Annotated in this window: 17 protein-coding genes; 14 read left to right on the forward strand and 3 right to left on the reverse strand. The window is 71.7% G+C overall.

The features are described 5' to 3' along the window. Positions 1-51: 51 nt before the first annotated feature. The 6 genes from TSO221_RS00475 to TSO221_RS00500 all read left to right on the forward strand — a co-directional run bounded on the left by TSO221_RS00475 (position 52) and on the right by TSO221_RS00500 (position 7,481). Positions 52-1,170, forward strand: a complete 1,119-nt coding sequence (locus tag TSO221_RS00475) for an ABC transporter substrate-binding protein (protein WP_109116513.1) — start codon at positions 52-54, stop codon at positions 1,168-1,170. A 4-nt stretch (positions 1,171-1,174) separates the two neighbouring features. Then, positions 1,175-2,059, forward strand: coding sequence for a branched-chain amino acid ABC transporter permease (locus TSO221_RS00480; RefSeq protein ID WP_109116514.1), 885 nt, complete (start codon positions 1,175-1,177; stop codon positions 2,057-2,059). Next, complete coding sequence (locus tag TSO221_RS00485) at positions 2,052-3,737, forward strand: branched-chain amino acid ABC transporter ATP-binding protein/permease (RefSeq protein WP_109116515.1); 1,686 nt, start codon at positions 2,052-2,054, stop codon at positions 3,735-3,737. Before TSO221_RS00480 ends, TSO221_RS00485 begins: the two co-directional genes overlap by 8 nt. Continuing rightward, positions 3,734-4,486 carry an ABC transporter ATP-binding protein gene (locus TSO221_RS00490; protein ID WP_109116516.1) on the forward strand — a complete coding sequence of 251 codons (753 nt, stop codon included), beginning with the start codon at positions 3,734-3,736 and terminating at the stop codon, positions 4,484-4,486. The genes TSO221_RS00485 and TSO221_RS00490 overlap by 4 nt, the downstream gene beginning before the upstream one ends. 10 nt (positions 4,487-4,496) lie before the next feature. Continuing rightward, positions 4,497-5,588, forward strand: coding sequence for a hypothetical protein (locus TSO221_RS00495; RefSeq protein ID WP_109116517.1), 1,092 nt, complete (start codon positions 4,497-4,499; stop codon positions 5,586-5,588). A gap of 66 nt (positions 5,589-5,654) precedes the next feature. Next, positions 5,655-7,481, forward strand: a complete 1,827-nt coding sequence (locus TSO221_RS00500) for a chloride channel protein (protein ID WP_109116518.1) — start codon at positions 5,655-5,657, stop codon at positions 7,479-7,481. Positions 7,482-7,499: 18 nt separating this feature from the next. Here the strand turns inward: TSO221_RS00500 and TSO221_RS00505 are convergent, their stop codons facing one another. Then, positions 7,500-7,904, reverse strand: coding sequence for a four-helix bundle copper-binding protein (locus TSO221_RS00505; protein ID WP_109116519.1), 405 nt, complete (start codon positions 7,902-7,904; stop codon positions 7,500-7,502). Between the two features lie 193 nt (positions 7,905-8,097). Between TSO221_RS00505 and TSO221_RS00510 the strand changes: the two genes are divergently transcribed. Further along, positions 8,098-8,334 (forward strand): type II toxin-antitoxin system HigB family toxin, encoded by a 237-nt coding sequence (locus TSO221_RS00510; RefSeq protein WP_109116520.1) that lies wholly within the window; start codon positions 8,098-8,100, stop codon positions 8,332-8,334. Further along, positions 8,334-8,708, forward strand: coding sequence for a transcriptional regulator (locus TSO221_RS00515; RefSeq protein ID WP_109116521.1), 375 nt, complete (start codon positions 8,334-8,336; stop codon positions 8,706-8,708). Before TSO221_RS00510 ends, TSO221_RS00515 begins: the two co-directional genes overlap by 1 nt. Before the next feature lie 26 nt (positions 8,709-8,734). On the opposite strand, the gene TSO221_RS00520 is transcribed toward TSO221_RS00515, so the two are convergent. Then, the gene (locus TSO221_RS00520) at positions 8,735-9,562 is read right to left on the reverse strand and encodes a polyphosphate kinase (protein ID WP_109116522.1); all 828 of its coding nucleotides are present in this window, start codon (positions 9,560-9,562) and stop codon (positions 8,735-8,737) included. 79 nt (positions 9,563-9,641) lie between these two features. On the opposite strand from TSO221_RS00520, the gene TSO221_RS00525 reads away from it, so the two are divergent. The 3 genes from TSO221_RS00525 to TSO221_RS00535 all read left to right on the forward strand — a co-directional run bounded on the left by TSO221_RS00525 (position 9,642) and on the right by TSO221_RS00535 (position 14,246). Further along, positions 9,642-12,962 (forward strand): maltotransferase domain-containing protein, encoded by a 3,321-nt coding sequence (locus tag TSO221_RS00525; protein ID WP_109116523.1) that lies wholly within the window; start codon positions 9,642-9,644, stop codon positions 12,960-12,962. A 58-nt stretch (positions 12,963-13,020) separates the two neighbouring features. Beyond that, a complete protein-coding gene (locus TSO221_RS00530) occupies positions 13,021-13,620 on the forward strand; it encodes a Uma2 family endonuclease (protein WP_158283958.1) in 600 nt (199 codons plus the stop codon). A 62-nt stretch (positions 13,621-13,682) separates the two neighbouring features. Then, positions 13,683-14,246: a YetF domain-containing protein gene (locus tag TSO221_RS00535; protein WP_109116525.1), complete on the forward strand. Its 564-nt coding sequence runs from the start codon at positions 13,683-13,685 to the stop codon at positions 14,244-14,246. Positions 14,247-14,541: 295 nt separating this feature from the next. On the opposite strand, the gene TSO221_RS00540 is transcribed toward TSO221_RS00535, so the two are convergent. Beyond that, positions 14,542-15,660: a CocE/NonD family hydrolase gene (locus tag TSO221_RS00540; protein ID WP_109116526.1), complete on the reverse strand. Its 1,119-nt coding sequence runs from the start codon at positions 15,658-15,660 to the stop codon at positions 14,542-14,544. A gap of 129 nt (positions 15,661-15,789) precedes the next feature. Between TSO221_RS00540 and TSO221_RS00545 the strand changes: the two genes are divergently transcribed. The 3 genes from TSO221_RS00545 (at position 15,790) to glgB (ending at position 22,721) form a co-directional block, all read left to right on the forward strand. Next, a complete protein-coding gene (locus TSO221_RS00545; protein WP_109116527.1) occupies positions 15,790-16,806 on the forward strand; it encodes a glycosyltransferase family 9 protein in 1,017 nt (338 codons plus the stop codon). Between the two features lie 255 nt (positions 16,807-17,061). Beyond that, positions 17,062-20,397 carry a maltose alpha-D-glucosyltransferase gene (gene treS, locus TSO221_RS00550; protein WP_109116528.1) on the forward strand — a complete coding sequence of 1,112 codons (3,336 nt, stop codon included), beginning with the start codon at positions 17,062-17,064 and terminating at the stop codon, positions 20,395-20,397. A 104-nt stretch (positions 20,398-20,501) separates the two neighbouring features. Further along, positions 20,502-22,721, forward strand: a complete 2,220-nt coding sequence (gene glgB / locus TSO221_RS00555; RefSeq protein ID WP_247877855.1) for a 1,4-alpha-glucan branching protein GlgB — start codon at positions 20,502-20,504, stop codon at positions 22,719-22,721. Positions 22,722-22,724 lie beyond the last annotated feature (3 nt).

The following is a 22,724-nucleotide window of genomic DNA, read 5'->3' on the forward strand; positions in this document are numbered from 1 at the left end:
CCCGGGCGCCGCCCTTCGAGCGGCGTTCCCCTCCGGCACGGAGGAGAGGCCATGCGTCGATTTGCGTTTCCCATCCTGTTGAGCCTGCTTGCGGCCGGCGCCGCGCACGCGCAGCCGGTCAACGTTCCCGTCCTGGTGCCGCTGACCGGCTTCCTGTCGCTGGAGGGCACCAGCCAGCGCAACGGCGCGCTGCTGGCGCTCAAGCAGGCGCCCGCCGGTCTGACCGTCGCCGCCGACGTGGTGGACACCGGCACCTCGCCCGAGGCCGCGGTGACCGCGCTGGAGCGCGCCGCCGGCAAGCCGGTGACCGCGGTGGTCGCCTCCATGCTCGGCACGCAGATGCTGGCGATGCTGCCGCTGGCGAAGGACTACGGGCTGCCGCTGGTCACCGTCTCCGGCACCGCGTCGATCACCGAGCAGGGCAACCCCTGGGTCTTCCGCTTCTTCCCCGGCGACGCGGTGACCAAGGCGGCGCACGCCCGCTACGTGGTGGAGGACCTGGGCCGGAAGCGTCCCGCCGTGATCTACCAGACCACCGCCTACGGCCAGGGCGGCAAGGCGCAGCTGATGGAGCAGTTCCAGAAGCTCGGCGCCACGCCGGTGTTCGAGGAGGGGGTGGACACCTCGGCCAAGGACCTGCTGCCGGTGATCACCAAGGCGCTGGCGGCGAATCCCGACGTGCTGGTGCTGCACTTGCACTCCGCCCCCACCGCGCTGTTCATCCGCCAGGCGGCGGCGCACGGGGTGGGCGTGCCCATCGTCGCCGGCTCCGCCATGCACCAGCCGAGCACCGCCGCGCTCCTCGAACCCGCCGAGCTGAAGGGCGTGTGCGCCGAGACGGCGGCCTCGCCGGTGTCCGGCGGCTCGCCGGAGGTCGAGGCGTTCACCGCCGCCTACCGCGGCGCCTTCAACGCCGAGCCCGACGCCTTCGCGCTCGCCCAGTACGACGGGGTGCGCATGGTGCTGGACGCCGCGGCCAAGGGGGCGCGGACGGCCGAGCAGGTGCGCGATGCGCTGGCCAAGGGCACGCACAAGGGCCTCGCCATGACCTACGCCTCGGACGGCAAGGGCAACATGGCGCACTCCGCGGTGATCGTCTGCTACGACGGCAAGACGCGGGTGCCGGCGCTGGTCAAGCGCTACGACAGCCTGACGGGCGCGGTGAAGTGAGGTCGTGACCATTCTCCAGCTCACCCTCAACGGCCTCGCGCTCGGCGCCGCCTACGCGCTGGTGGCGCTGGGCTTCGTGCTGGTGCTGAACGCCGCGGGGGCGGTGAACTTCGCGCACGGCGACCTCGTCATGGCCGGCGGCATGCTGGCCGTGGCGCTCGCCCCCCATATCACCTCCTTCTGGCCCGCCCCGGGCCTCGCCCTGCTGCCGCTGGTGCTGGTCCTGATGGCCGCCCTCGGTCTGGCCGTCTCGTGGCTCGCCTACCTGCCGCTGCGCGGGCGGCCGCACGTGTCGGTGTTCATCAGCACCATCGCCGTCGGCATCATCCTGCAGAACGGCGCCAACGCCCTGTTCGGCGGCGAGCCGCGCGCCGCACCGCCGCTGCTGTGGGGCGGCACGGTGGCGCTCGGCCCGCTGGTGGTGTCGGTGCAGTCGCTGGCCATCCTCGCCGTCGCGGCGCTGCTGATCGGCGCGCAGCAATGGGTGTTCGCCCGCACCCAGATCGGCCGCCGCCTGCGCGCCACCGCCCAGGACCCGGAGATGGCGCGCGCCTGCGGCATCCCGGTCACGGCGATGATCCTCGCCACCTTCGCGCTGGGCACGGCGTACGCCGGGGCGGCGGGGCTGCTGCTCGCCAACCAGTTCTTCGTGACGCCGACGGCCGGCGGCGACCTGATCCTCAAGGCCTACATCGCGGTGACCATCGGCGGCTGGGGCTCGGTGCCCGGCGCGGTGGTCGGGGCGCTGCTGATCGCGCTGTTCGAGGTCGGCGTCTCGGCGGTGCTGTCCTACCCGGTGGCGCTGGGCGCCCTGTACGCCACGCTGCTGGTCATCCTGGTCGCCCGCCCGCAGGGCCTGTTCGGCGAGGCGGCGCGCCGCCGTGCGTAGCGTCCTCGCTTCCGGCGCCGTCGCTCTGATCGCGTACGCGCTCCTGTACGCCTCCCCGTACGGGCTGCGCGTGCTGACCGTGGCGGGGGTGTACGCGCTGGCGGCGACCGGCTTCCAGCTGGTGTTCGGGCTGGCCGGCGCGCTGTCGCTGGCGCATGGCGCGTTCTTCGGCGTGGGGGCGTACGCCACCGGCATCCTCGGCAGCCAGCTGGGCTGGAGCTTCCCCGCCACCTTCCCGGTGTCCCTGGCCCTGCCGGTGCTGCTGGCGCTGCTGGTCGGGCTGCCGGTGCTGCGGCTGGAATCGCATTACTTCGCGCTGGCGACGCTGGGCATCGCCCAGGTGGTGCTGCTGCTGGCGGTCAACACGCCGGACCTCACCGGCGGCGCCAACGGCCTGGCCGGCGTGCCGGGCATCGCCGCCTTCGGCGCCACGCTGCCGCGCGGCCTGCCGCTGGCCGCCGCGGTATGGGCCATCGTCGCACTCGGCGGCCTGCTGGCGTGGCGCCTCGCGCGCGGGCGGTGGGGCAGGGCGCTGACGCTGCTGCGCGACGACCCGCTGGCGGCGGCGGCCCTCGGCCTCGACGTCGGCCGGCTGCGGCTGCAGGCCTTCGCGCTGAGCGCGCTCTACGCTGGAGCGGCGGGGGCGCTGGCGGTGCACACCCAGCGCGTCGTCTCGCCGGAGGTGCTGGAGTTCCCGGTGATGGTGTCGATCCTCACGATCGCCGTGGTCGGCGGCCGCGGCAGGGTGGCCGGCGCGGTGCTGGGCGCGCTGCTGCTGATCCACCTGCCGGAGTGGTTCCGCTTCCTGGAGCGCAGCTACCTGATCCTCTACGGCGGGGCGCTGCTGGCCGCCATCGTGCTGGCGCCGCACGGCCTGACCGGCCTGCTGGAGCGCCTGCTGCCGCCGAAGCCCCGCCCGCCGCCCGCGCCCCTGCCGCTGCCGGCGCCCGCCGTCGCCGACGGCCCGGTGCTGCGCGTCGAGGGACTCGCCAAGGCGTTCGGCGGCGTGCGGGCGGTGGACGGCGTGTCCTTCACGCTGCAATCCTCCCGCATCACCGGCCTGATCGGCCCCAACGGCTCCGGCAAGACGACGGTCATCAACCTGCTGAGCGGCCTGGAGCGCCCCGACGCCGGCCGGGTCGATCTGCTCGGCCGCGACCTGTCCGGCGCGCGCGCCGACCGCATCGCCCGCGCCGGCATCGCCCGCACCTTCCAGTCCGCCGGCCTGCCGGAGGACTCCACCGTCCTCGAAGCGGTCGCCGCCGCCCGCCTGGAGCGCGACGCTTCCATCGCCACGGCCGAGGCGCACGCGCTGTCGGTGCTGGCCCGCCTCGGTGTCGCCGACCGCGCCCGCGAGCGCTGCGGCACCCTGCCGGCCGGCCTGCGCCGCCGCGTCGAGCTGGCCCGCGCGCTGGCCCGCCAGCCGCGCGTCCTGCTGCTCGACGAGCCCGCCGCCGGCCTCACCGACGCCGAGAAGGCGGAGCTGTCCGGCCACCTGCGCGCCATAGCGGCCGACGGCGTCGCCGTGCTGGTGGTCGAGCACGACATGGGCTTCCTGCTGCCGCTCGCCGACCGCGTGCTGGCGCTCGACCAGGGCCGGGTGCTGTACGACGGCGCCCCCGCCGGCGTGCCGCACGACCCCGCGGTGGTCGAGGCCTATCTGGGAGCGCCGGCATGAGCGGCCTGCTGCGCCTCGATGGTCTCACCGCCGGCTACGGCGGCGCCACCGCGCTGGACGGCGTGTCGCTGACCCTCGTCCCGGGCGAGGCGGTGGCCTTGCTCGGCGCCAACGGGGCAGGCAAGACGACCTTGATGAAGGCGATCCTCGGCCTCGTGCCCGCCGCCGGCCGCGTCGCGTTCGACGGCACCGACCTCGCCGGGGTGCCCACCGAGCGCCGCGTTCGCCTCGGCCTCGGCTACGTGCCGGAGGGGCGGCGGGTCTTCCCCGGCATGAGCGTGCGCGACAACCTGGAGGTCGCCAGTTTCGCCGCCGCCGCCCGCCGCCGCGATCGGATGGAGCGCGTCTTCGCCCTGTTCCCGCAGCTGCGCGTCAAGGCCGCTGACACCGCGTGGCGCCTGTCCGGCGGGCAGCAGCAGATGCTCGCCATCGGCCGGGCGCTGATGGGGGAACCGCGCCTGCTGCTGCTCGACGAGCCGTCGCTCGGCCTGTCGCCGAAGCTGGCGGCGGAGGTGTTCGCCGCCGTCCGCGCCATCGCCGACTCCGGCACCGCCGTCCTGGTCGCCGAGCAGAGCACCGCCCGCGCCCTGGCCGTCGCCCACCGGGTCGCGCTGCTGCGCCTCGGCACCCTCCTGCACGACGGCCCGGCCGAGGCGCTGCCGCCCGATGCGCTGCGCGCCGCCTTCCTTGGCGTTCCCGGGGGCGTTCCCGGGGGCGATCCCCTTGCCGACGCCCGGCCGGGTGGCTAGGGTCGCCGTCATGACCGCCAAAGCCCCGCTCCTCGCCGTCCTCGCCGCCCTGCTGGCGGTCCCCGCGCTTGCAAAGGACCCGCCGCGCGTGCCGCTGCCGCAGCGCAAGCCCGGCACCGAGGCGCCCCCGGCTGAACAACCCAAGGCCGCCCAGCAGTCGCCCACCGCCCTGGCGCCGCAGGGCGACTGGCGTGTCGGCCCGGTCAACGCGCTGGACGGCAAGTTCGCCTACTGCGTGGCGGAGAACCGCTTCACCAGCGGCCACGGCCTGATCATCGCGCGCACCACGCCGGGCGAGCTGAACATCGCCGTCGCCATCCCTGGCGCCCAGCTGCCGGTGGACCAGCGCTGGGACGTCAAGGTGCAGGTGGACGAGACGGTGCGCGAGAAGGTCGCGGTGGCCATGCAGCCCGACCTGCTGGTGGTCCCCCAGGGCAAGGACGAGGAGCTGTTCGGCCTGCTCCAGCGCGGCAGGCAGATGGCGGTGCTGTCGGCCACCGACCGCGTCGCCTTCCAGCTGAAGGGCACCGGCAAGGCGCTGGCCGACCTGAAGACCTGCGCCGAGAAGGCGGAGCCCGCGCCCACCAGGAAGACGGCCAAAGAGAAGCCCCAGAGCCCGGGCAAGACGCCGTTCCCCGACGCGCTCGGCGAGATCCTCGCCCAGGCCGGCCTGCGCGAGGTGGAACCGGTCAGCTTCACCGACGTGCCGGAGGAGAAGCGCCCGGCCGACTACGCGTGGCGCGTCGGCCGTGTGTTCGGCGGCGTGCGCGAGCGCACCGTGGACGATGCCGCCACCCTGGCGGCGCTGACCAACGACTACGTGGACACCCTGAAGGCCAAGTGCCCTGGCAAGGCCAGCGCCACCCTGTCCGCCGCCGAATCCCTGCAGGGCGTGGAGATCCGCACCGGCAGCGTCGATTGCGGGGCGAAGGACGAGTCGGTGCACGTGGCGCTGACCTTCTACCTGACCGGGTCCCGGCTGTTCACCACCTTCTTCCACGAGGGGCCGGCGGCCGACGCCGCCACCTCCGACAAGGCGCGCGACAACATCACCACGGTGATCCGCCGCCTTGCCGGCGCGCCGCCGCAGCCCCGTCCATAAAGGGGCCCATAGGGGCGCTCCATCCGGGCGAATTGACCGGCGGCCGCGGGACTCCAGATTCCCGGCATGCCGGACACCGCCACTCCCCTCGACAATTCCCGCGCGGCGCAGGCCGTTTGCCGGGACACCGCCCCCGCCACGACGGCGCAGGCGCGCCGCGCGCTGCGCGACAGCGCCCTGGCGCTGGTGGTGCTGGCGGCGCTGCTCGGCGGCGTGGTGGGGTTCGGCGTCGGGCTGCTGCACCACGCGGTGACGGTGATCCAGGAACGGGCGTTCGACCTGCCGCCCGGCGCGCGCCTCGGCGAGCCGCTGGACCTGCCGGCGTGGCGGGTGGTGGCGGTGCCGGCGCTGGGCGGCCTGCTGCTCGGCGTGCTGGTGGCGGTGGTGCGCCGCTTCCGCCCCAAGGACATTGTCGACCCGGTCGAGGCCAACGCGCTGTTCGGCGGCAAGATGTCGCTGCGCGACAGCCTGCGCCTGACGCTCGCGACCATCCTGTCGAACGGTGCCGGCGCCTCGGTGGGGATGGAGGCGGCGTACACCCAGGCGGGGGCCGGCTTCGTCTCCTTCGTCGGGCAGCGGCTGCGGCTGCGGCGCGGCGACCTGCGCACGCTGGTCGGCTGCGGGGCGGCGGCGGCCATCGCCTCGGCCTACGGCGCGCCGCTGGCCGGGGCGTTCTACGCGTTCGAGCTGGTGCTGGGCGGCTACACGCTGGCGACGCTGGCGCCCGTCGGCGCGGCGGCCGGCGTCGCGGTGGCCGTCACCACCTGGGTCGCCGGCCCGGCTCCGGCGGTCATCGGCGGCCCGGGCGTCAGCATCGACGGCTGGGACTACGCGGCGTTCGGCATCGTCGGCTTCCTTGCCGGCTGGCTCAGCATCGCCACCATGCAGCTGGTCACGGTGTCGGAGCGGGCGTTCCGCGCGCTGCCGGTCCCCGCGTGGCTGCGCCCGGCGTTGGGCGGCGCGGCGGTCGGCGCGCTGGCGCTGTGGGTGCCCGAGGTGATGGGGGCGGGGCGGGGGGCCGAGCCGCCGGACCTCTCCGTCGGCGTGGCCGGGCTGGCGCTGCTGATCGGCGCCAAGGTGCTGGCCTCGGCGCTGTCGTTGGGGGCCGGGTTCCGCGGCGGGCTGTTCAGCGCCTCGCTGTTCCTCGGCGGGCTGTTCGGCGGGCTGCTGGCGCTGCTGGCGGCGCAGTTTGCCCCCGGCTTCGGTCTGGACGCCAAGGCGCTGGTGCTGGTCGCCATGGGCTCGGTCGCCGCGGGGATCGTCGGCGGCCCGGTGACCATGGTGCTGCTGGTGCTGGAGGCGACCAGCGACCTGTGGGCGGCGGCCGGCGTGCTGACCGGCGTGGTGGTGTCGACCACGGTGGTGCGGCAGGCTTTCGGCTACAGCTTCACCACATGGCGCTTCCACCTGCGCGGCGTGCCGATCCGCGGCGCGCAGGACGTCGGCTGGATGGGTGATCTGCGCGCCGGCCGCCTGATGCGCCGCGACGCCAAGACGGTGCACGCCGGCCTGCCGCTGTCCGACCTGCGCACGCTCTACCCGCTGGGCAGCGCCAAGACGGTGTTCGTGGTGGACGAGGACGGGCGCTATTGCGGCGTGGTGGACATGACGGCGGTGCACGACCCGTCGCGCGACACCGCGCTGGAGGGCCGCACCGCCGCCGACATGGCCGGCCACCGCGAGGCGATCCTGCTGCTCGGCGACGACATCCGCGCCACGCTGGCGCGCTTCTGCGAGGCCGAGGCCGAGGCGCTGCCGGTGGTCGCCACGACGACCGACCGCCGCGTCCTTGGCTACCTGACCGAGGCCTTCGCGCTGCGCCGCTACAGCCAGGAGCTGGAACGGCTGCGCGGCGAGGAGACGGGCCAGCAGGGGCTGTACGGGCGGGACTGACCGTCCCGCCCGCGGCGCTCAGTGGTGCAGGCCCTGCATCGCCTTGCGGCAGGAGTCCTCGCAGCTGCGGCATTCCTCGGCGCAGATGCGGCAGTGCTCGTGCATGCCGGCGTGCTTCGCGCACTCCTCGGCGCACAGCCGGCAGGCCGAGGCGCAGGCCGCCAGCATGGCGCGGATGACGGCTTCGTTCGAGCCGCTGCGCCGGGTGGCGACGGCGCCGGTGGCGGTGCAGACGTCGGCGCAGTCCAGGTTCAGGCGGATGCACTGCACCAGCTCCGCCACCATGTCCTCGCCCAGGCAGGCGTCGGCGCAGGTGGTGCAGGTCTGGGCGCAGTCGTAGCAGTCCTCGATGCAGCGGATCAGCGCGTCGTCGGTCTGGCCGCGGGCGTGCGGGTGCGTGCTGATCATCTCGCGGGCGTGCATGGCGGGCCTCCGGTGATGGGTGGGGGAGGGCGTGGGGTACCCTGAGGGACCCAACAGCGGGGGCAGGGGATGGTTCGGGGCGCTTGTTGATCCCATTTTGGGACCGAGGTAAGCTATCCCCATGCGGATCATCGCCTGCAACACGCTCCGGGAGCATTGGCAACAGCCTGGACGCGATGACAGCGAGAAGCCCTTGCGCGACTGGTTCAACATTGTCAAGGCGTCGGATTGGGCGGGCACCGCCGCGGTCAAGGCCCAGTTCCGTTCGGTGTCCTTCGTCGGCGAGTGCGTGGTGTTCAACATCGCCGGGAACAAGTACCGGCTGGTCGCCTACGTGAGCTACCAGTGGCGGACTGTCTACATCCGCTTCGTCGGCACGCACGCCGAGTCCGACGCCTTGAACCGGAGTGGGAAGCTGGAGAGCATCTGATGGACGTGAAGCCGATCAAGACCGACGCCGACTTCCGCGCCGCCATGGCCGAGATCGAAACGCTGTGGAAGGCGGAGCCGGGCACCCCGGACGGCGACCGGCTGGAGGTGTTGCTGGCGCTGGTCGAACTCTACGAGGCCAAGGCCCATCCGATCCCGCCGTCCGACCCCATCGACGCCATCGAGTTCATGATGGAACAGCGCGGGCTGACGCGGCGCGACCTGGAGCCGCTGATCGGGCATCGCGGCCGCGTTGCCGAGGTGCTGAACCGCAAGCGCCCGTTGACTCTCGATATGATCCGCCGGCTGTCCAAGGAATTGCACATTCCGGCGGAGATCCTGGTACGGGATTACGAACTGAACCGGGCGGCGTGAGGCGGTGGGGCGGCCGCAGCCATCCCTCACACCTCCACCGTCACCCCCAGCACCTCTGCCGCCGCCTTGACCATGTCCTTGTCCACCGGCGGCGGCGCCACGTTCACGCCCTTCTTCAGCGCCTCGGTCACGATCTCCAGCACGCGTGTCCGCGCGTACCACTTGGCGTTGCCCGCCACCGCGTGCCACGGCGCGTTCTCCCGTGAGGTCTCGTCGAACATGTCCTCGACGGCTTCCTCGTAGTCGTCCCATTTCTCGCGGTTGCGCAGGTCCTCGGCGGTCAGCTTCCAGCGCTTGTAGGGGTTGGTCAGGCGCTCCTGGAAGCGCTTCAGCTGTTCGTCGGGCGTGATGTGCAGGAACAGCTTGATGATGCGCGCGCCGTCGTCGGTCAGCATCTTTTCGAAGTCGCGGATCTCGCCGTAGGCGCGCTTCCACTGCTCCTTGTCGGCGAAGCCCTCCACCCGCTCGACCAGCACGCGGCCGTACCAGGAGCGGTCGAAGATGGCGATGCCGCCCGGCGTCGGCAGGCGCTTCCAGAAGCGGTAGAGGTAGTGCCGGCCCTGCTCGTCCGGGCGCGGCGCCGAGATCGGCCAGACGTGGAAGCCGCGGGGGTCGAGCGGCTCGGTCAGGCGGCGGATGGCGCCGCCCTTGCCGCCGGCGTCCCAGCCCTCGAACACGATGACCGCGCGGCGCTTCTCGTGCCAGTAGGTCTGCTGGACGTGCAGCAGCTCGGTCTGCAGCGTCTTCAGCCGCTTCTCGTAGGCCTCCTTGTCGGCCAGCCGCGCCGCGTCCATGTCGAGCTTCGACAGGCGGATCTTGCCGTTCTTGGTCAGGCCGTTCTCGCCCTTGGGCATGCGTGCCACTCCCTTGTGCAACCGGGAACTTCTCCGTGACGCCGGGGTTGAGCGCGACGACACAGGAGCGAGGGGTAACATGGTCGCCGCCGGGCCGCGCATCTACAACCTGTTTCCGACCCTGGCCGGTCCCATGCGGGACTGGGCCGGCCACCTGCCGCGCATCCAGGGCATGGGGTTCGACTGGGTCTACCTGAACCCGATCCATTACCCGGGCTTCTCCGGCTCGCTGTACGCGGTGAAGGACCCGTACCGGCTGCACGACGCGATCCAGGGCGGCTCGTCCGAATCCCCCGACGACCTCGTGCGCGGCTTCGTCCAGCGGGCGCGCGGGCACGGCCTGTCGGTGATGCTCGACTTGGTGGTCAACCACACCTCCAAGGACGCGCTGCTCGCCGGCGAGCACCCGGACTGGTACCGCCGCGAGGCGAACGGCGAGGTCTACAGCCCGCGCGCCGTCGATCCGGTGAACCCGCAGCTGGTCACCGTGTGGGGCGACCTCGCCGAGCTGGACTACGGCAACGCGCAAGCCCGCGCCGGCCTGATCGAGCACTGGAGCCGCTACCTGCGCCATTATACGGCGCTGGGCATCAAGGGGTTCCGCTGCGATGCCGCCTACCAGGTCCCGGCCGAGGTCTGGCGGTTGCTGATCGCCGCCGCCCGCGAGGTCGACCCCGAGGTCACCTTCTTCGCCGAGACGCTGGGCTGCACGGTGGAGCAGGTGAGGGACCTGTGCGGCGCCGGCTTCGACTTCCTCTCCAACTCGGCCAAGTGGTGGGACTTCAAGGCCGACTGGCTGCTGGAGCAGTACGAGATCTACCGCCGCATCGCCCCCACCATCGCCTTTCCGGAGAGCCACGACACCGACCGCCTGGCGTCCGAGGTCGGCAGCCAGGACACCACGCGCCTCGCCGCCCAGCTCAAGATGCACTACCTGTTCGCGGCGTGCTTCTCGACCGGCGTGATGATCCCGATCGGCTTTGAGTACGGCTTCACCCGCAAGCTCGACGTGGTCAAGACCCGCCCCGAGGACTGGGAGGACCCGAAGCTCGACCTCACCCACTTCATCGGCGCAGTCAACGCCATGAAGCGCGACACGCCGTCCCTCAACGTCGAGGGGCCGCAGTGGCGCGCGACCGCGCCGCACAGCCCGGTGGTCGGCTTGGTGCGCACGGTGAATGGGGCGGCCGAGGGTTGCTCGGTCGTGCTGCTGAACCCCGACGAGAACGCCGCCCACCGCATCGACCCCGGCCCGGTGCTGGCCTCCACCGGCGGCGACTTCGCCGGCTTCGACGACGTGACGCCGGAGGCGCAGGGCAAGCCCTTCGAGCCCGGCACGGACCTCGTCCTCAACCCGCTGGAGCTGCGCGTCTTCCGCGGCCGGCCGGAGCAGACCAAGCCCATCGTCGTGCGCGGCCACGACCCCGAGGCCATCGCTCAAGCGCGTATGGACGAGCTGGCCGCCCGCCGCGTCACCATCGAGGCCGTCTACCCGGAGATCGACAGCGGCCGCTTCCCGGTGCGCCGCGTCGCCGGCGACGTGATGGAGGTGTGGGCGGACATCTTCACCGACGGCACCTTCGTGCTGGGCGCGGAGGTGCTCTACAAGGCGGTGGACGAGCCGGACTGGTGCGCCGCCCCGATGGCCTTCCACGAGAACGACCGCTGGGTCGGCCGCGTGCCGCTGGTCCGCAACACGCGCTACCTCTACACCATCCAGGCGTGGCGCGACGTGTGGGAGAGCTGGCGCGCCGACTTCAAGAAGAAGCACGACGCCGGCCTGGACGTCTCGCTGGAACTGGTCGAGGGCCGCCGCTTCGTCGAGCAGTCGGCCGCCCTGGCGCACGACGAGGGCCGCGCCATGCTGCGGCAGGTCATCGACCGCATGACCGCGCTGCAGGGCGACGAGCTGATCCACTACGCCCTGTCCGACGGCCCGCGCCACACCATGCGTCACTTCGGCGAGCGGCAGTACCTCTCGCGCTACGGCTGCGAGCTGGAGGTGTGGGTGGACCGCACGCGCGCCCGCTATTCCTCCTGGTTCGAGATCTTCCCGCGCTCCGCCTCGCCGGACCCGAGCCGGCCGGGCACCTTCGACGACGTGATCGGCCTGCTGCCCATGGTGCGCGACATGGGCTTCGACGTGCTGTACTTCCCGCCGGTCCATCCGATCGGCCGCAGCTTCCGCAAGGGCCGGAACAACACCCTGGACCCCGGCCCGGACGACCCCGGCGTGCCCTACGCCATCGGCGCCGAGGAGGGTGGGCACGACGCCATCGACCCGATGATCGGCGACGTCGAGGGCTTCCGCCGCCTCGTCGAGGAGGCGCACCACCACGGCCTGGAGATCGCGCTGGACTTCGCCGTGCAATGCTCCCCCGACCATCCCTGGGTCAGGCAGCATCCCGAGTGGTTCTTCTGGCGCCCGGACGGCACCATCCGCTACGCCGAGAACCCGCCGAAGAAGTACCAGGACATCGTCAACGTCAGCTTCTACCGCAGCGCCTACCCCGACCTGTGGTACGCGCTGCGCGACGTGGTGCTGTTCTGGTGCGACCAGGGTGTGCGCATCTTCCGCGTCGACAACCCGCACACCAAGCCCTTCCCGTTCTGGGAGTGGATGATCGCCGAGGTGCGCGACCGCCACCCCGGCGCCATCTTCCTGGCCGAGGCGTTCACCCGGCCGAAGCTGATGAAGCGGCTGGCCAAGATCGGCTTCCAGCAGTCCTACAGCTACTTCACCTGGCGCAACAGCAAGCACGAGCTGACCGAGTACCTGAGCGAGCTGACCCGGGGCGAGTCCAAGGAATACATGCTGCCCAACTTCTTCGCCAACACGCCGGACATCCTCCCCCCCATCCTGACGCACGGCGGCCGGCCGGCGCACATGATGCGCGCGGTGCTGGCGGCGACCCTGTCGCCCAGCTACGGCCTCTACGGCCCCTACATCGTCTGCGAGGCCGACCCGTATCCTGGCAAGGAGGAGTACAACCACTCGGAAAAGTACGAGATCCGCCATTGGAACTACGACGCGCCCGGCAACATCAGGGACTACGTGACGAGCATCAACCGGATCCGCCGCGAGAACCCGGCGCTGCACGAGTTCACCAACCTGATGTTCCACAACGCCTACGACGACAACGTCCTGCTCTACAGCAAGATGACGCGGGCGAAGGACAACGTGATCCTGGTCGCGGTGAACGTCGATCCGCACAACGGGCACGGCGGTACCATCGAGGTGCCGCTGTGGGAGCTCGGCCTGCCCGACGGCGCGCACGTCGAGGTCGAGGACCTGTTCACCGGCCAGCGCTTCCGCTGGATCGGCAAGTTCCAGCACGTCTGGCTCGACCCGCACCAGAACCCGGCGGCGATCTGGCGCATCCGGCCGCCGGGGGCGTAGCCCTGCCGGATCGTACCATTCCATGGTACATTTCCCGCGCACCGTCCCGGAGCCAGCGATGAGCGATCCGCAACGCACCCAGCCCCGCATGACCATCGAGGAGTTCCTCGTCTGGGACGACGGCAGCGGCATCAGCTACGAGCTGTTCGAGGGCCGCCCGATCCCGCGTCATGTGGAGTTCGTCAACGGCCGCCCGGTCGCCCAGGCGGCGCCGGCGGCCGAACACGCGGCCATCGTCGCCAACCTCGGCGGCGCGCTGTGGAACCGCCTGCGCCCGCCGTGCCGTGCCTTCTCCGAAGTCGGCATCGCGGTTTCCGATCGCGACGACACCTGGTATCAGGCGGACATCGCCGTTTCCTGCACGGAGGGGCGCATCGCCGGGGCGATGCTGCCCAACCCGGTGCTGGTGGTCGAGGTCTCGTCCCCCGGCACGGCCGGGAAGGACGAAGGGCCGAAGCTGACGGACTATTGCGCTATTCCCAGCGTGCAGGCCGTCCTGCTCGTCGCGATCGACCGGCCGGAGGCGCGGTTGATCCGACGCGTGGCCGACCACTGGGAGATCGAGTTCCTGCGCGGTCCCGACGCCGCGGCGCGTCTGCCCTTCCTCGACGTCGAGCTGCCGCTGTCGGAAATCTACCGCGGCGCCGCCTTCGACTGATCCCGCCCCGCGCAACTTCCGCCGTCCCTCCACGTTGCACAGCCAACGCTCGGGAGGGACACATGGACGACGCGCTGCGCCTGCTGATCGGCAGCGGACTGGAGAGCAAGGACATCGGCGCCGCGCAGATGATGCTGCGCGCGGCCATCGTCTATCTGGCGACCGTGTTCATGGTCCGCATGGGCAAGAAGCGGTCCATGGGCAGGACTTCGGCGTTCGACGTGATCCTCGGCATCCTGCTGGGGTCGATCGTCAGCCGCGCCGTCACCGGCAACGCGCCGATGCTGCCGGCGCTGGCCGCGTCGGCGACGCTGGTGGCGCTGCACTGGGTGGTGTCGGCGGCGGCCTACCGCTGGCACGGCTTCGGCCAGCTGGTCAAGGGCGGCACGCGGGTCCTGGTGCGCGACGGCGTGGTGGACGCGGCACAGGTGCGCGCCGCCCACCTGAGCGGCCGCGACCTGGAGGAGGATCTGCGCCGGAAGGGCCTGACCGACCCCGCCCAGGTCGCCGAGGCGCGCCTGGAGCGCAACGGCGACATCAGCGTCATCCGCGCGCAGCCCGAACCCAGGGTGATCGAGATCCGCGTCGCCGACGGCGTGCAGACGGTGCGGGTGGAACTGGGGTAGGGGAGGGATGGGCGCCAGACCGCGCACCCAGGACCGTGCTCCAAGGTCGCCGCATCAAGCCGCCTTTTGGCCGTCATCCCCGCGAAGGCGGGGATCCAGGATGAGCCGCGACAGCGGTGACATGAGTCATGCGGCTCGCCGACGCGAGCACTGGATCCCCGCCTTCGCGGGGATGACGGGGGAATCCTTTTCATTCCATAAGCTTGCTGCATCGCAGCATGTGTGCATGCCATAGCGCCTTCGCGGGGACGACGACAAAAAGAGTGGCTGAACGGGTGCCGGCACGTTTGCCCGCCTATTCCATCACCCGGTCGTCCAGCATGTGGACCCGGCAGCGCTTGCCGGTCGCCTGCTCGCAGTAGGCCAGCGCCTCGGCCTCGGCCTCGGCCTCGCTGCGGCGGCCGGTGCGCCAGCCGAAGCCGCCGCCCGGCGACACCGCGAAGGCCTTGTGGTCCGGCCCCGCCAGGAACCTGGCGAACGCCTCGCGGCCCTTCTCGTTCAGCGACGGCGGCGGCCGTGCCGCCACCCGCGCCACCTCCAGCGGCGCCGCGCGCAGCGTCAGCCCCTGCGCCGCCAGGAAGCGGTCGACCAGCGGCGTCCACAGCGGGATGCCCTCGCGGGAGAACAGCGAGTGCCCATCCTCGCCGAAGGGCGGCACCATCACCAGACTGGCGCGCCCGCCGGCGCCATTGAACGCAGCGGCGAAGCGGCGCGCCAGCTCCGGCGCGAAGTAGTGGTCGTTCTCGGCGTACACCCACAGCATCGGCACCTGCGAGCGCCGGCCGAACGCGGCGAAGGCGTCGACCAGCCGCTCCTCGGTGCACACCTCGCCGTCGCGCGGCGAGCCGCGCCCGCCGGCGAAGCTGATCGCGGCGACCAGCCCCGGCGGCGGGTCGGCGCTCAGCGCCACCGTGGCGAAGCCGCCGGCCGAGACGCCGACGCTGATCACCTTGCGCGCGTCCACGTAGGGCAGGCGCGCCGCGGCGCGGATCGCCGCGCGGACGTCGTCGGCGCTGCGCCGGCCGGAGGTGACGTAGTCCGGCGTCTTGCACGGCCCGCTGCTCTCCGCGTAGGGGCCGCTCGACTCGCCGTAGCCGCGCCGCATCACGATCAGCGCCGCCCAGCCGCGCCGGGCGAACTCCTGCGCCTGCGGCAGCGCGCGGTTGGGCGTGCGCTCGCGCCGCTCCTCCGCCTTGCGCGGGGCGCCGTGGTTGAGCACCGCCAGCGGGAACGGCCCCGGCCCGTCCGGGCGCACCATCAGCGCCTCCAGCGACACGGGCTCGTCGCCGGCCTTGCCGGGCACGGTGACGGCGAGCCGCATCGGCTCCTGCACCAGTCCCGCCGCCGCGGCAGGCCCGGAAACGGTCAACAGGCCGGCGATCAGCAGCAGGGCGAGCAGCGGGCGTGGCGGCATGGCGTCACCGTGGCGGGGGCGGAAGCGTGATCGTAGCAGGCCGCGCGCCCGTGCGCAGCTCACGAGGGTTCCCCGCCCGCGCCGGCGACGGTATAGTCCGCCGCCCGCACCCGACTCGAAGGACGTCCCATGCCCGTTTCCGACCGCACGGCTCCGGCCCCGGTGGCCGTGTTCACGCACGGCGAGCTGATCGGCGACGCGCTGACCAAGATCCCCTTCGTGCGGGCGCTGCGCGGGGTGTTCCCCGACCGCCGCATCGTCTGGATCTGCACCGAGGAGACGCAGCTCGCCACCACCCTGTGGCCGCTGATGGACGGGCTGATCGACGAGGTGCGCGAGAGCACCGGCATCGGCCGCAGCCCGCTGGAGCTGGTCAAGCCCTTCCCGATCCGCGAGCGCTTCTCGGTGGTGATCGACACCCAGGTGGTGGTGTGGCGCACCTTCCTGGCACGCCGGCTGAAGCACGAGCTGTTCGTCTCGCCCTGCGCCGCCTACCGCTTCTCCGACCGCAAGCCCCCCGTGGGCTACGTCAAGCCGCGCCACGTGATGGACCGCCTGTTCGACCTGCTGGAGGTGGCGACCGGCCAGCGTCCGGTGCTCGACAAGGCGGTCGCCGTCCCGGCCGAGGCGGAGGCCGAGGCGCGCGCCATGCTGCCGGACGGCCGGACCTACGTCGCCATCGCGCCGGGGGCCGGCAAGCGCCACAAGTGCTGGCCGCTGTCCGGCTTCGTCGAGGTGGCGAAGGCGCAGGCCGCGCGCGGCCGGGTGCCGGTGTTCGTCCTCGGCCCGGCCGAGACGGAATGGGTGCCGGAGCTGCGCGCCGCCGTGCCGCAGGCGCTGTTTCCCCTGCAGGACGCGGCGCTGTCCGAGCCGCGCTACACGCCGCTGCGCACCATCGCGCTGAGCCGGCGCTGTTCGGCGGCGCTGGCCAACGACAGCGGCACCAGCCACCTGTTCGGCACCGCCGACGTGCCGCTGCTGGTGCTCTACGGCCCGACCGACGCCCTGAAGCTGATGCCCAAGGTGAAGCGCGGCGGCTTCCTCACCGCCACCACCTTCGGCGGCCCGGAGATGGAGCGCATCCCGGTGGATGCCGTGGTGGCGCAGTTGGACGCGCTGGTGGAGCCGGCGGTGGTGCCGGCCTAACGACCTTCCACATGCTCCCCGTCATGGCGGGGTGAACCACAGAGACACAGAGGCACAGAGATTATTTTTCTCCGTGTTCCTCTGTGCCTCTGTGTCTCTGTGTTTGTCGCCGTCCACCGCGTGGACCGCGGGGCGGCGCATCGCCGCCCGCGTTACCCCCACCGTACACGCCGGTATTGGCGTACCGCTGCAACCTTCGCGGCATCGTCCTGTTTCCCCGTGGACTTCCCTCAACCGGAACCGCGGCGACTCTCCATGATCGATCGGCAGGACCCTCTCTGGTACAAGGACGCGGTCATCTACCAGCTGCACATCAAGGCCTTCTTCGATTCCGACAACGACGGGATCGGCGATTTCGACGGCCTGCGGCAGAAGCTGGACTACATCCAGGACCTGGGCGTCACCGCGCTGTGGATCCTGCCCTTCTATCCCTCGCCGCTGCGCGACGACGGCTACGACATCGCCGACTACCGCGAGGTCAACCCGTCCTACGGCAACATGCAGGACTTCCGCCGCTTCCTCCGGGAATGCCACGACCGCGGCCTGCGCGTCATCACCGAACTGGTGATCAACCACACCTCCGACCAGCACCCGTGGTTCCAGCGCGCCCGGCAGGCCAAGCCCGGTTCGGCGCACCGCAATTACTACGTCTGGTCCGACACCGACCAGAAATACCAAGGCACCCGCATCATCTTCTGCGACACCGAGAAGTCCAACTGGACCTGGGATCCGGTGGCGCAAGCCTATTACTGGCACCGCTTCTATTCGCACCAGCCGGACCTGAACTTCGAGAACCCGCGGGTGATCCGCGAGGTGCTGAACACCATGCGCTACTGGCTGGACTTAGGCGTGGACGGGCTGCGCCTCGACGCCATCCCCTACCTGCGCGAGCGCGAGGGCACCAACAACGAGAACCTGCCCGAGACGCACGAGGTGCTGAAGATCATCCGCGCCGAGGTCGACAAGCACTACGTCGACCGCATGCTGCTGGCCGAGGCCAACCAGTGGCCGGAGGACGTGCTGCCCTATTTCGGCGACTTGGCGAAGGGCGGCGACGAGTGCCACATGGCCTTCCACTTCCCGGTGATGCCGCGCATGTACATGGCGCTGGCCATGGAGGACCGGCACCCGATCGCCGACATCATGCGCCAGACGCCGGAGATCCCGGAAGCCAGCCAGTGGGCCATCTTCCTGCGCAACCACGACGAGCTGACGCTGGAGATGGTCACCAACGACGAGCGCGACTACCTCTGGAACTTCTACGCCACCGACCGGCGCATGCGGATCAACCTGGGCATCCGGCGCCGTCTGGCGCCCCTGCTGGAGAACGACCGCCGCAAGATCGAGCTGCTGAACAGCCTCTTGATGTCGATGCCCGGCACGCCGGTGGTCTACTACGGCGACGAGATCGGCATGGGCGACAACATCTACCTGGGCGACCGCGACGGCGTGCGCACACCCATGCAGTGGTCGCCCGACCGCAACGGCGGCTTCTCGCGCACCGACCCGGCGCGCCTCTTCCTGCCGGCCATCCAGGACCCGATCTACGGCTTCCAGGCGGTCAACGTCGAGGCGCAGCAGCGCAACCCGTCCTCGCTGCTGAACTGGACCAAGCGCCTGATCGCCGTGCGCCAGCAGCACCAGGCCTTCGGCCGCGGCGCGTTTCGGCTGCTCTACCCCGGCAACCGCAAGATCCTCGCCTACCTGCGCGTCTTCCAGGACGGCGAGCATGAGGAGACCATCCTGTGCGTCGCCAACCTGTCGCGCTCGGCCCAGGCGGTGGAGCTCGACCTCAAGCCGTTCAAGGGCCGCGTCCCGGTGGAGATGCTGGGCCGCACGGTGTTCCCGCCGATCGGCGACCTGACCTACCTGCTGACGCTGCCGGCCTACGGCTTCTACTGGTTCGCGCTGGCCGCCGAGGCCGAGCTTCCCTCGTGGCACGAGACGCTGCCCGAGCCCAACCCCGACCTCGTCACCCTGGTGGTGCGCGAGGGCTGGTCGATCCCGGCCAACAGCCGCAGCGTGCAGGAGTTCGAGGGCTCGGTCCTGCCCGCCTTCCTGCCCGCCCAGCGCTGGTTTGCCGCCAAGGACCAGGACATCGCCGGCGCCCGCGTCGTCGGCTGGGGCCAACTGCCCGGTGCCGGCCCCGAGGGCGACGACGGCTACCTGCTGCTGCGCGTCGAGGTCACCGTGTCCGGAAACGGCGGCCCGCAGCAGTACTTCCTGCCGCTCGGCATGAGCTGGGCGCACGACGCCGGCACGGTGGGCTGGTACTTGCTGCCCTTCACGCTGGCCAAGGTCCGCCGCGGCCCGCACCCCGGCGCGCTGTTCGACGCGGCGGCCGAGGAGGGCTTCATCCGCGCGCTCGTCAGGGCGCTGCGCGACGGCCGCGAGGTGAAGGCGAACGACGGCGTGCTGCGCTTCCGGCCGACCTCGCGCCTCTCCGCCGTCGACTTCCGCGAGGACGCCGAGATCCGCCGCGTCGGCGTCGAGCAGTCCAACACCTCGGTCCTGATCGGCGACCAGGCGATGGTGAAGCTGCTGCGCCGCCTCTCCCCCGGCGTCCATCCGGAGCTGGAGGTCGGCCGCTTCCTCACCGAGGTGGCGGGCTTCGCCAACACGCCGCCGCTCCTGGGTGCGCTGGAGCACGTGGCGGAGGACGGCACGCCGACGACGCTGGCGGTGGTGCAGGGCTTCCTGCGCAACCAGGGCGACGGCTGGACCACCACCATCGCCTACCTGGAGCGCGAGCTGGACGAGCTGTCCGTCAACGCCCCGCAGGCCCCCGACGAGGCCCCGGAGGGCGAGCCCTTCGCCGTCTACCGCCAGTGGGCGGCGACGCTCGGCCAGCGCACCGCCGAGCTGCACCGCGCCTTCGCCACCCCCGGCGGCGGCCCCGACTTCGACCCCGAGCCGGTCACCCCCGGCGACCTGGAGGACTGGGCCGGCCGCGCCCGCCGGCAGGCCGACAGCGCCTTCGCCTGCCTGTCGGCGGCGCTCGACCGCCTGTCCGGCACCACCCGCGCCGAGGTCGAGTCTCTGCTGGCGCGCAAGCGCGAGGTCTTCGACCGCCTGGACGAGGCCGTCTCCCGCCCCGCGCAAGTCGTGAAGACCCGCGTGCACGGCGACTACCACCTGGGCCAGGTCCTCCAGGCGCAGAACGACTTCTACGTCATCGACTTCGAGGGCGAGCCGGCGCGCCCGCTCGCCGAGCGCCGCTCCAAGCGCGCGCCGCTGATCGACGTGGCGGGGATGCTGCGCTCGTTCGACTACGCGGCGTGGGCGGCGATCTTCCGCCTGGAGTCGCGCCTGCCCGACCAGGGCGCCTCGGCCCGGCTCGCCGCGGCGGTGCGCGACTGGCAGGCGCGCACGGTGGCGACGTTCCTCGCCTCCTACCGCGAGACCGCGCAGACCGGCGGCGTCTGGCCGGCCGACGAGGGCGCGGCGCGCCGCCTGCTCACGCTGTTCCTGCTGGAAAAGGCGCTCTACGAGATCGCCTACGAGGCGGCCAACCGCCCGAACTGGCTGTGCATCCCGGTGAAGGGCGTGCTCGGCCTGCTGGACGGCGACGCGCTGCCGGCGTGGGAGTAGGGTTCGAAGCTCCGAAAGTCACATTGACCGCAAGCCCTTGTTGAGCCACGAAGTCATTACCGAGAGGGAAGGGACGAGCGATGCCGAACGAGACCAGCACCCGGATGAAGGCCGACCCGAAGAAGGCGGCCCTGTTCCGCGGCGGCATCGAGGCGATCGTGCGCGCCGACCACGGCGACCCGTTCGCCATCCTCGGCATGCACCAGGACGGCGCCGACGCGCCGGTCGAGGTGCGCGCCTTCTTCCCCGGCGCGCTGCGCGCCTGGGTGATCGACAGCGCGACCGGCGAACCGGCGGCGGAGATGCACCGCCTGCACGACGACGGCTTCCTCGCCGCCGTGATGCCCGACCGCCGCCAGCGTTTCCGCTACCGCCTGCGCGTCGCGTTCCCGCTGGCCACCCTGGAGTTCGAGGACGCCTACCGCTTCGGCCAGATCCTGGGCGAGCTGGACCTGCACCTGATCGCCGAGGGCAACCACCTGCGCGCCTACGAGCGCCTGGGCGCCCACCCGCGCGAGATCGACGGCGTGGCCGGCGTCGCCTTCGCCGTGTGGGCGCCCAACGCCCGCCGCGTCAGCGTGATCGGCGACTTCTGCGAGTGGGACGGCCGCCGCCTGCCGATGCGCAAGCGCGTCGAGGCCGGCGTCTGGGAGGTCTTCGTCCCGCACGCCCAGGCCGGCGACCGCTACAAGTTCGAGATCAAGGGCGCCGACGGCGCCCTGCTGCCCCTCAAGGCCGACCCCTACGCCTTCGAGGCGGAGATGCGCCCGGCCACCGCCTCGGTGGTGCACGGCCTGCCGTCCTTCGGCTGGCAGGACCACAGCTGGATGCACGACCGCGCCCGCGCGCAGGACCGCGAGGCGGCCGTGAGCATCTACGAGGTGCACCTCGGCTCCTGGGCGCGGGTGCCGGAGGAGGGCGACCGCTTCCTCACCTACGACGAGCTGGCCGAGCGTCTGGTCCCCTACGTCCGCGACCTCGGCTTCACGCACATCGAGCTGCTGCCGATCACCGAGCACCCGTTCGACGGCTCCTGGGGCTACCAGCCCATCGGCCTGTACGCGCCGACGCGCCGGCACGGCGGCCCGGAGGACTTCAAGCGCTTCGTCGACGCCTGCCACCGCGAGGGATTGGGCGTCATCCTCGACTGGGTGCCCGGCCATTTCCCGACCGACCAGCACGGCCTGGGCCTGTTCGACGGCACGCACCTGTACGAGCACTCCGACCCGCGCCAGGGCTTCCACATGGACTGGAACACCCTGATCTACAATTTCGGCCGGCGCGAGGTGTCGAACTTCCTCCTGGGCAACGCGCTGTTCTGGCTGGAGCAGTACCACCTGGATGGCCTGCGCGTGGACGCGGTGGCCTCCATGCTCTACCTCGACTACAGCCGCAAGGAGGGGGAGTGGATCCCCAACCAGTTCGGCGGCCGCGAGAACCTGGAATCGATCGCCTTCCTCAAGCGCGTGAACGAGCTGGCCTTCGGCCGCCACGACGGCGCCACGACGATCGCCGAGGAGTCCACCGCCTGGCCCGGCGTGTCGCGGCCGACCTACCTGGGCGGCCTGGGCTTTGGGTACAAGTGGAACATGGGGTGGATGCACGACACGCTGACCTACATGTCGAAGGACCCGATCCACCGCCGCTACCACCACCACCACCTGACCTTCGGCCTGCTCTACGCCTTCTCCGAGAACTTCGTGCTGCCGCTGAGCCACGACGAGGTGGTGCACGGCAAGGGCTCGCTGATCAACAAGATGCCGGGCGACGCGTGGCAGAAGTTCGCCAACCTGCGCGCCTACTACGGCTTCATGTGGGCGCACCCGGGCAAGAAGCTGCTGTTCATGGGCGGCGAGTTCGCGCAGTGGCGCGAGTGGAACGACGCCGCCAGCCTGGACTGGCACCTGCTGGACGAGCCGCTGCACCGCGGCATGCGCGACCTGATCCGCGAGCTGAACGGCCTGTACCGCGACGAGCCGGCGCTGCACCAGCTCGACACCGACCCGGCCGGCTTCGAGTGGATCGAGGCGAACGACTCGGACAACAGCGTGCTGGCCTTCCTGCGCCGGGGGCGCGATCCCGAGCGCGTGTTCATCGTGGTGTGCAGCTTCACGCCGGTGCCGCGCGAGGGCTACCGCGTGGGGGTGCCGTACGCCGGGCGCTACGTCACGCGGCTGAACACGGATGACGCGCGGTTCGGGGGGAGCGGGGTGGGGCCGGGAGAGGCCGTGGACACCGAGGAGGTGTCGTGGCACGGCCGCCCGTACTCGCTGAACCTGACGCTGCCGCCGCTGGGGACGGTGGTGTTGGAGCGGAAGGGTTAGGGC

The organism is Azospirillum sp. TSO22-1, assembly GCF_003116015.1.
In the GTDB taxonomy this organism is placed as follows: domain Bacteria; phylum Pseudomonadota; class Alphaproteobacteria; order Azospirillales; family Azospirillaceae; genus Azospirillum.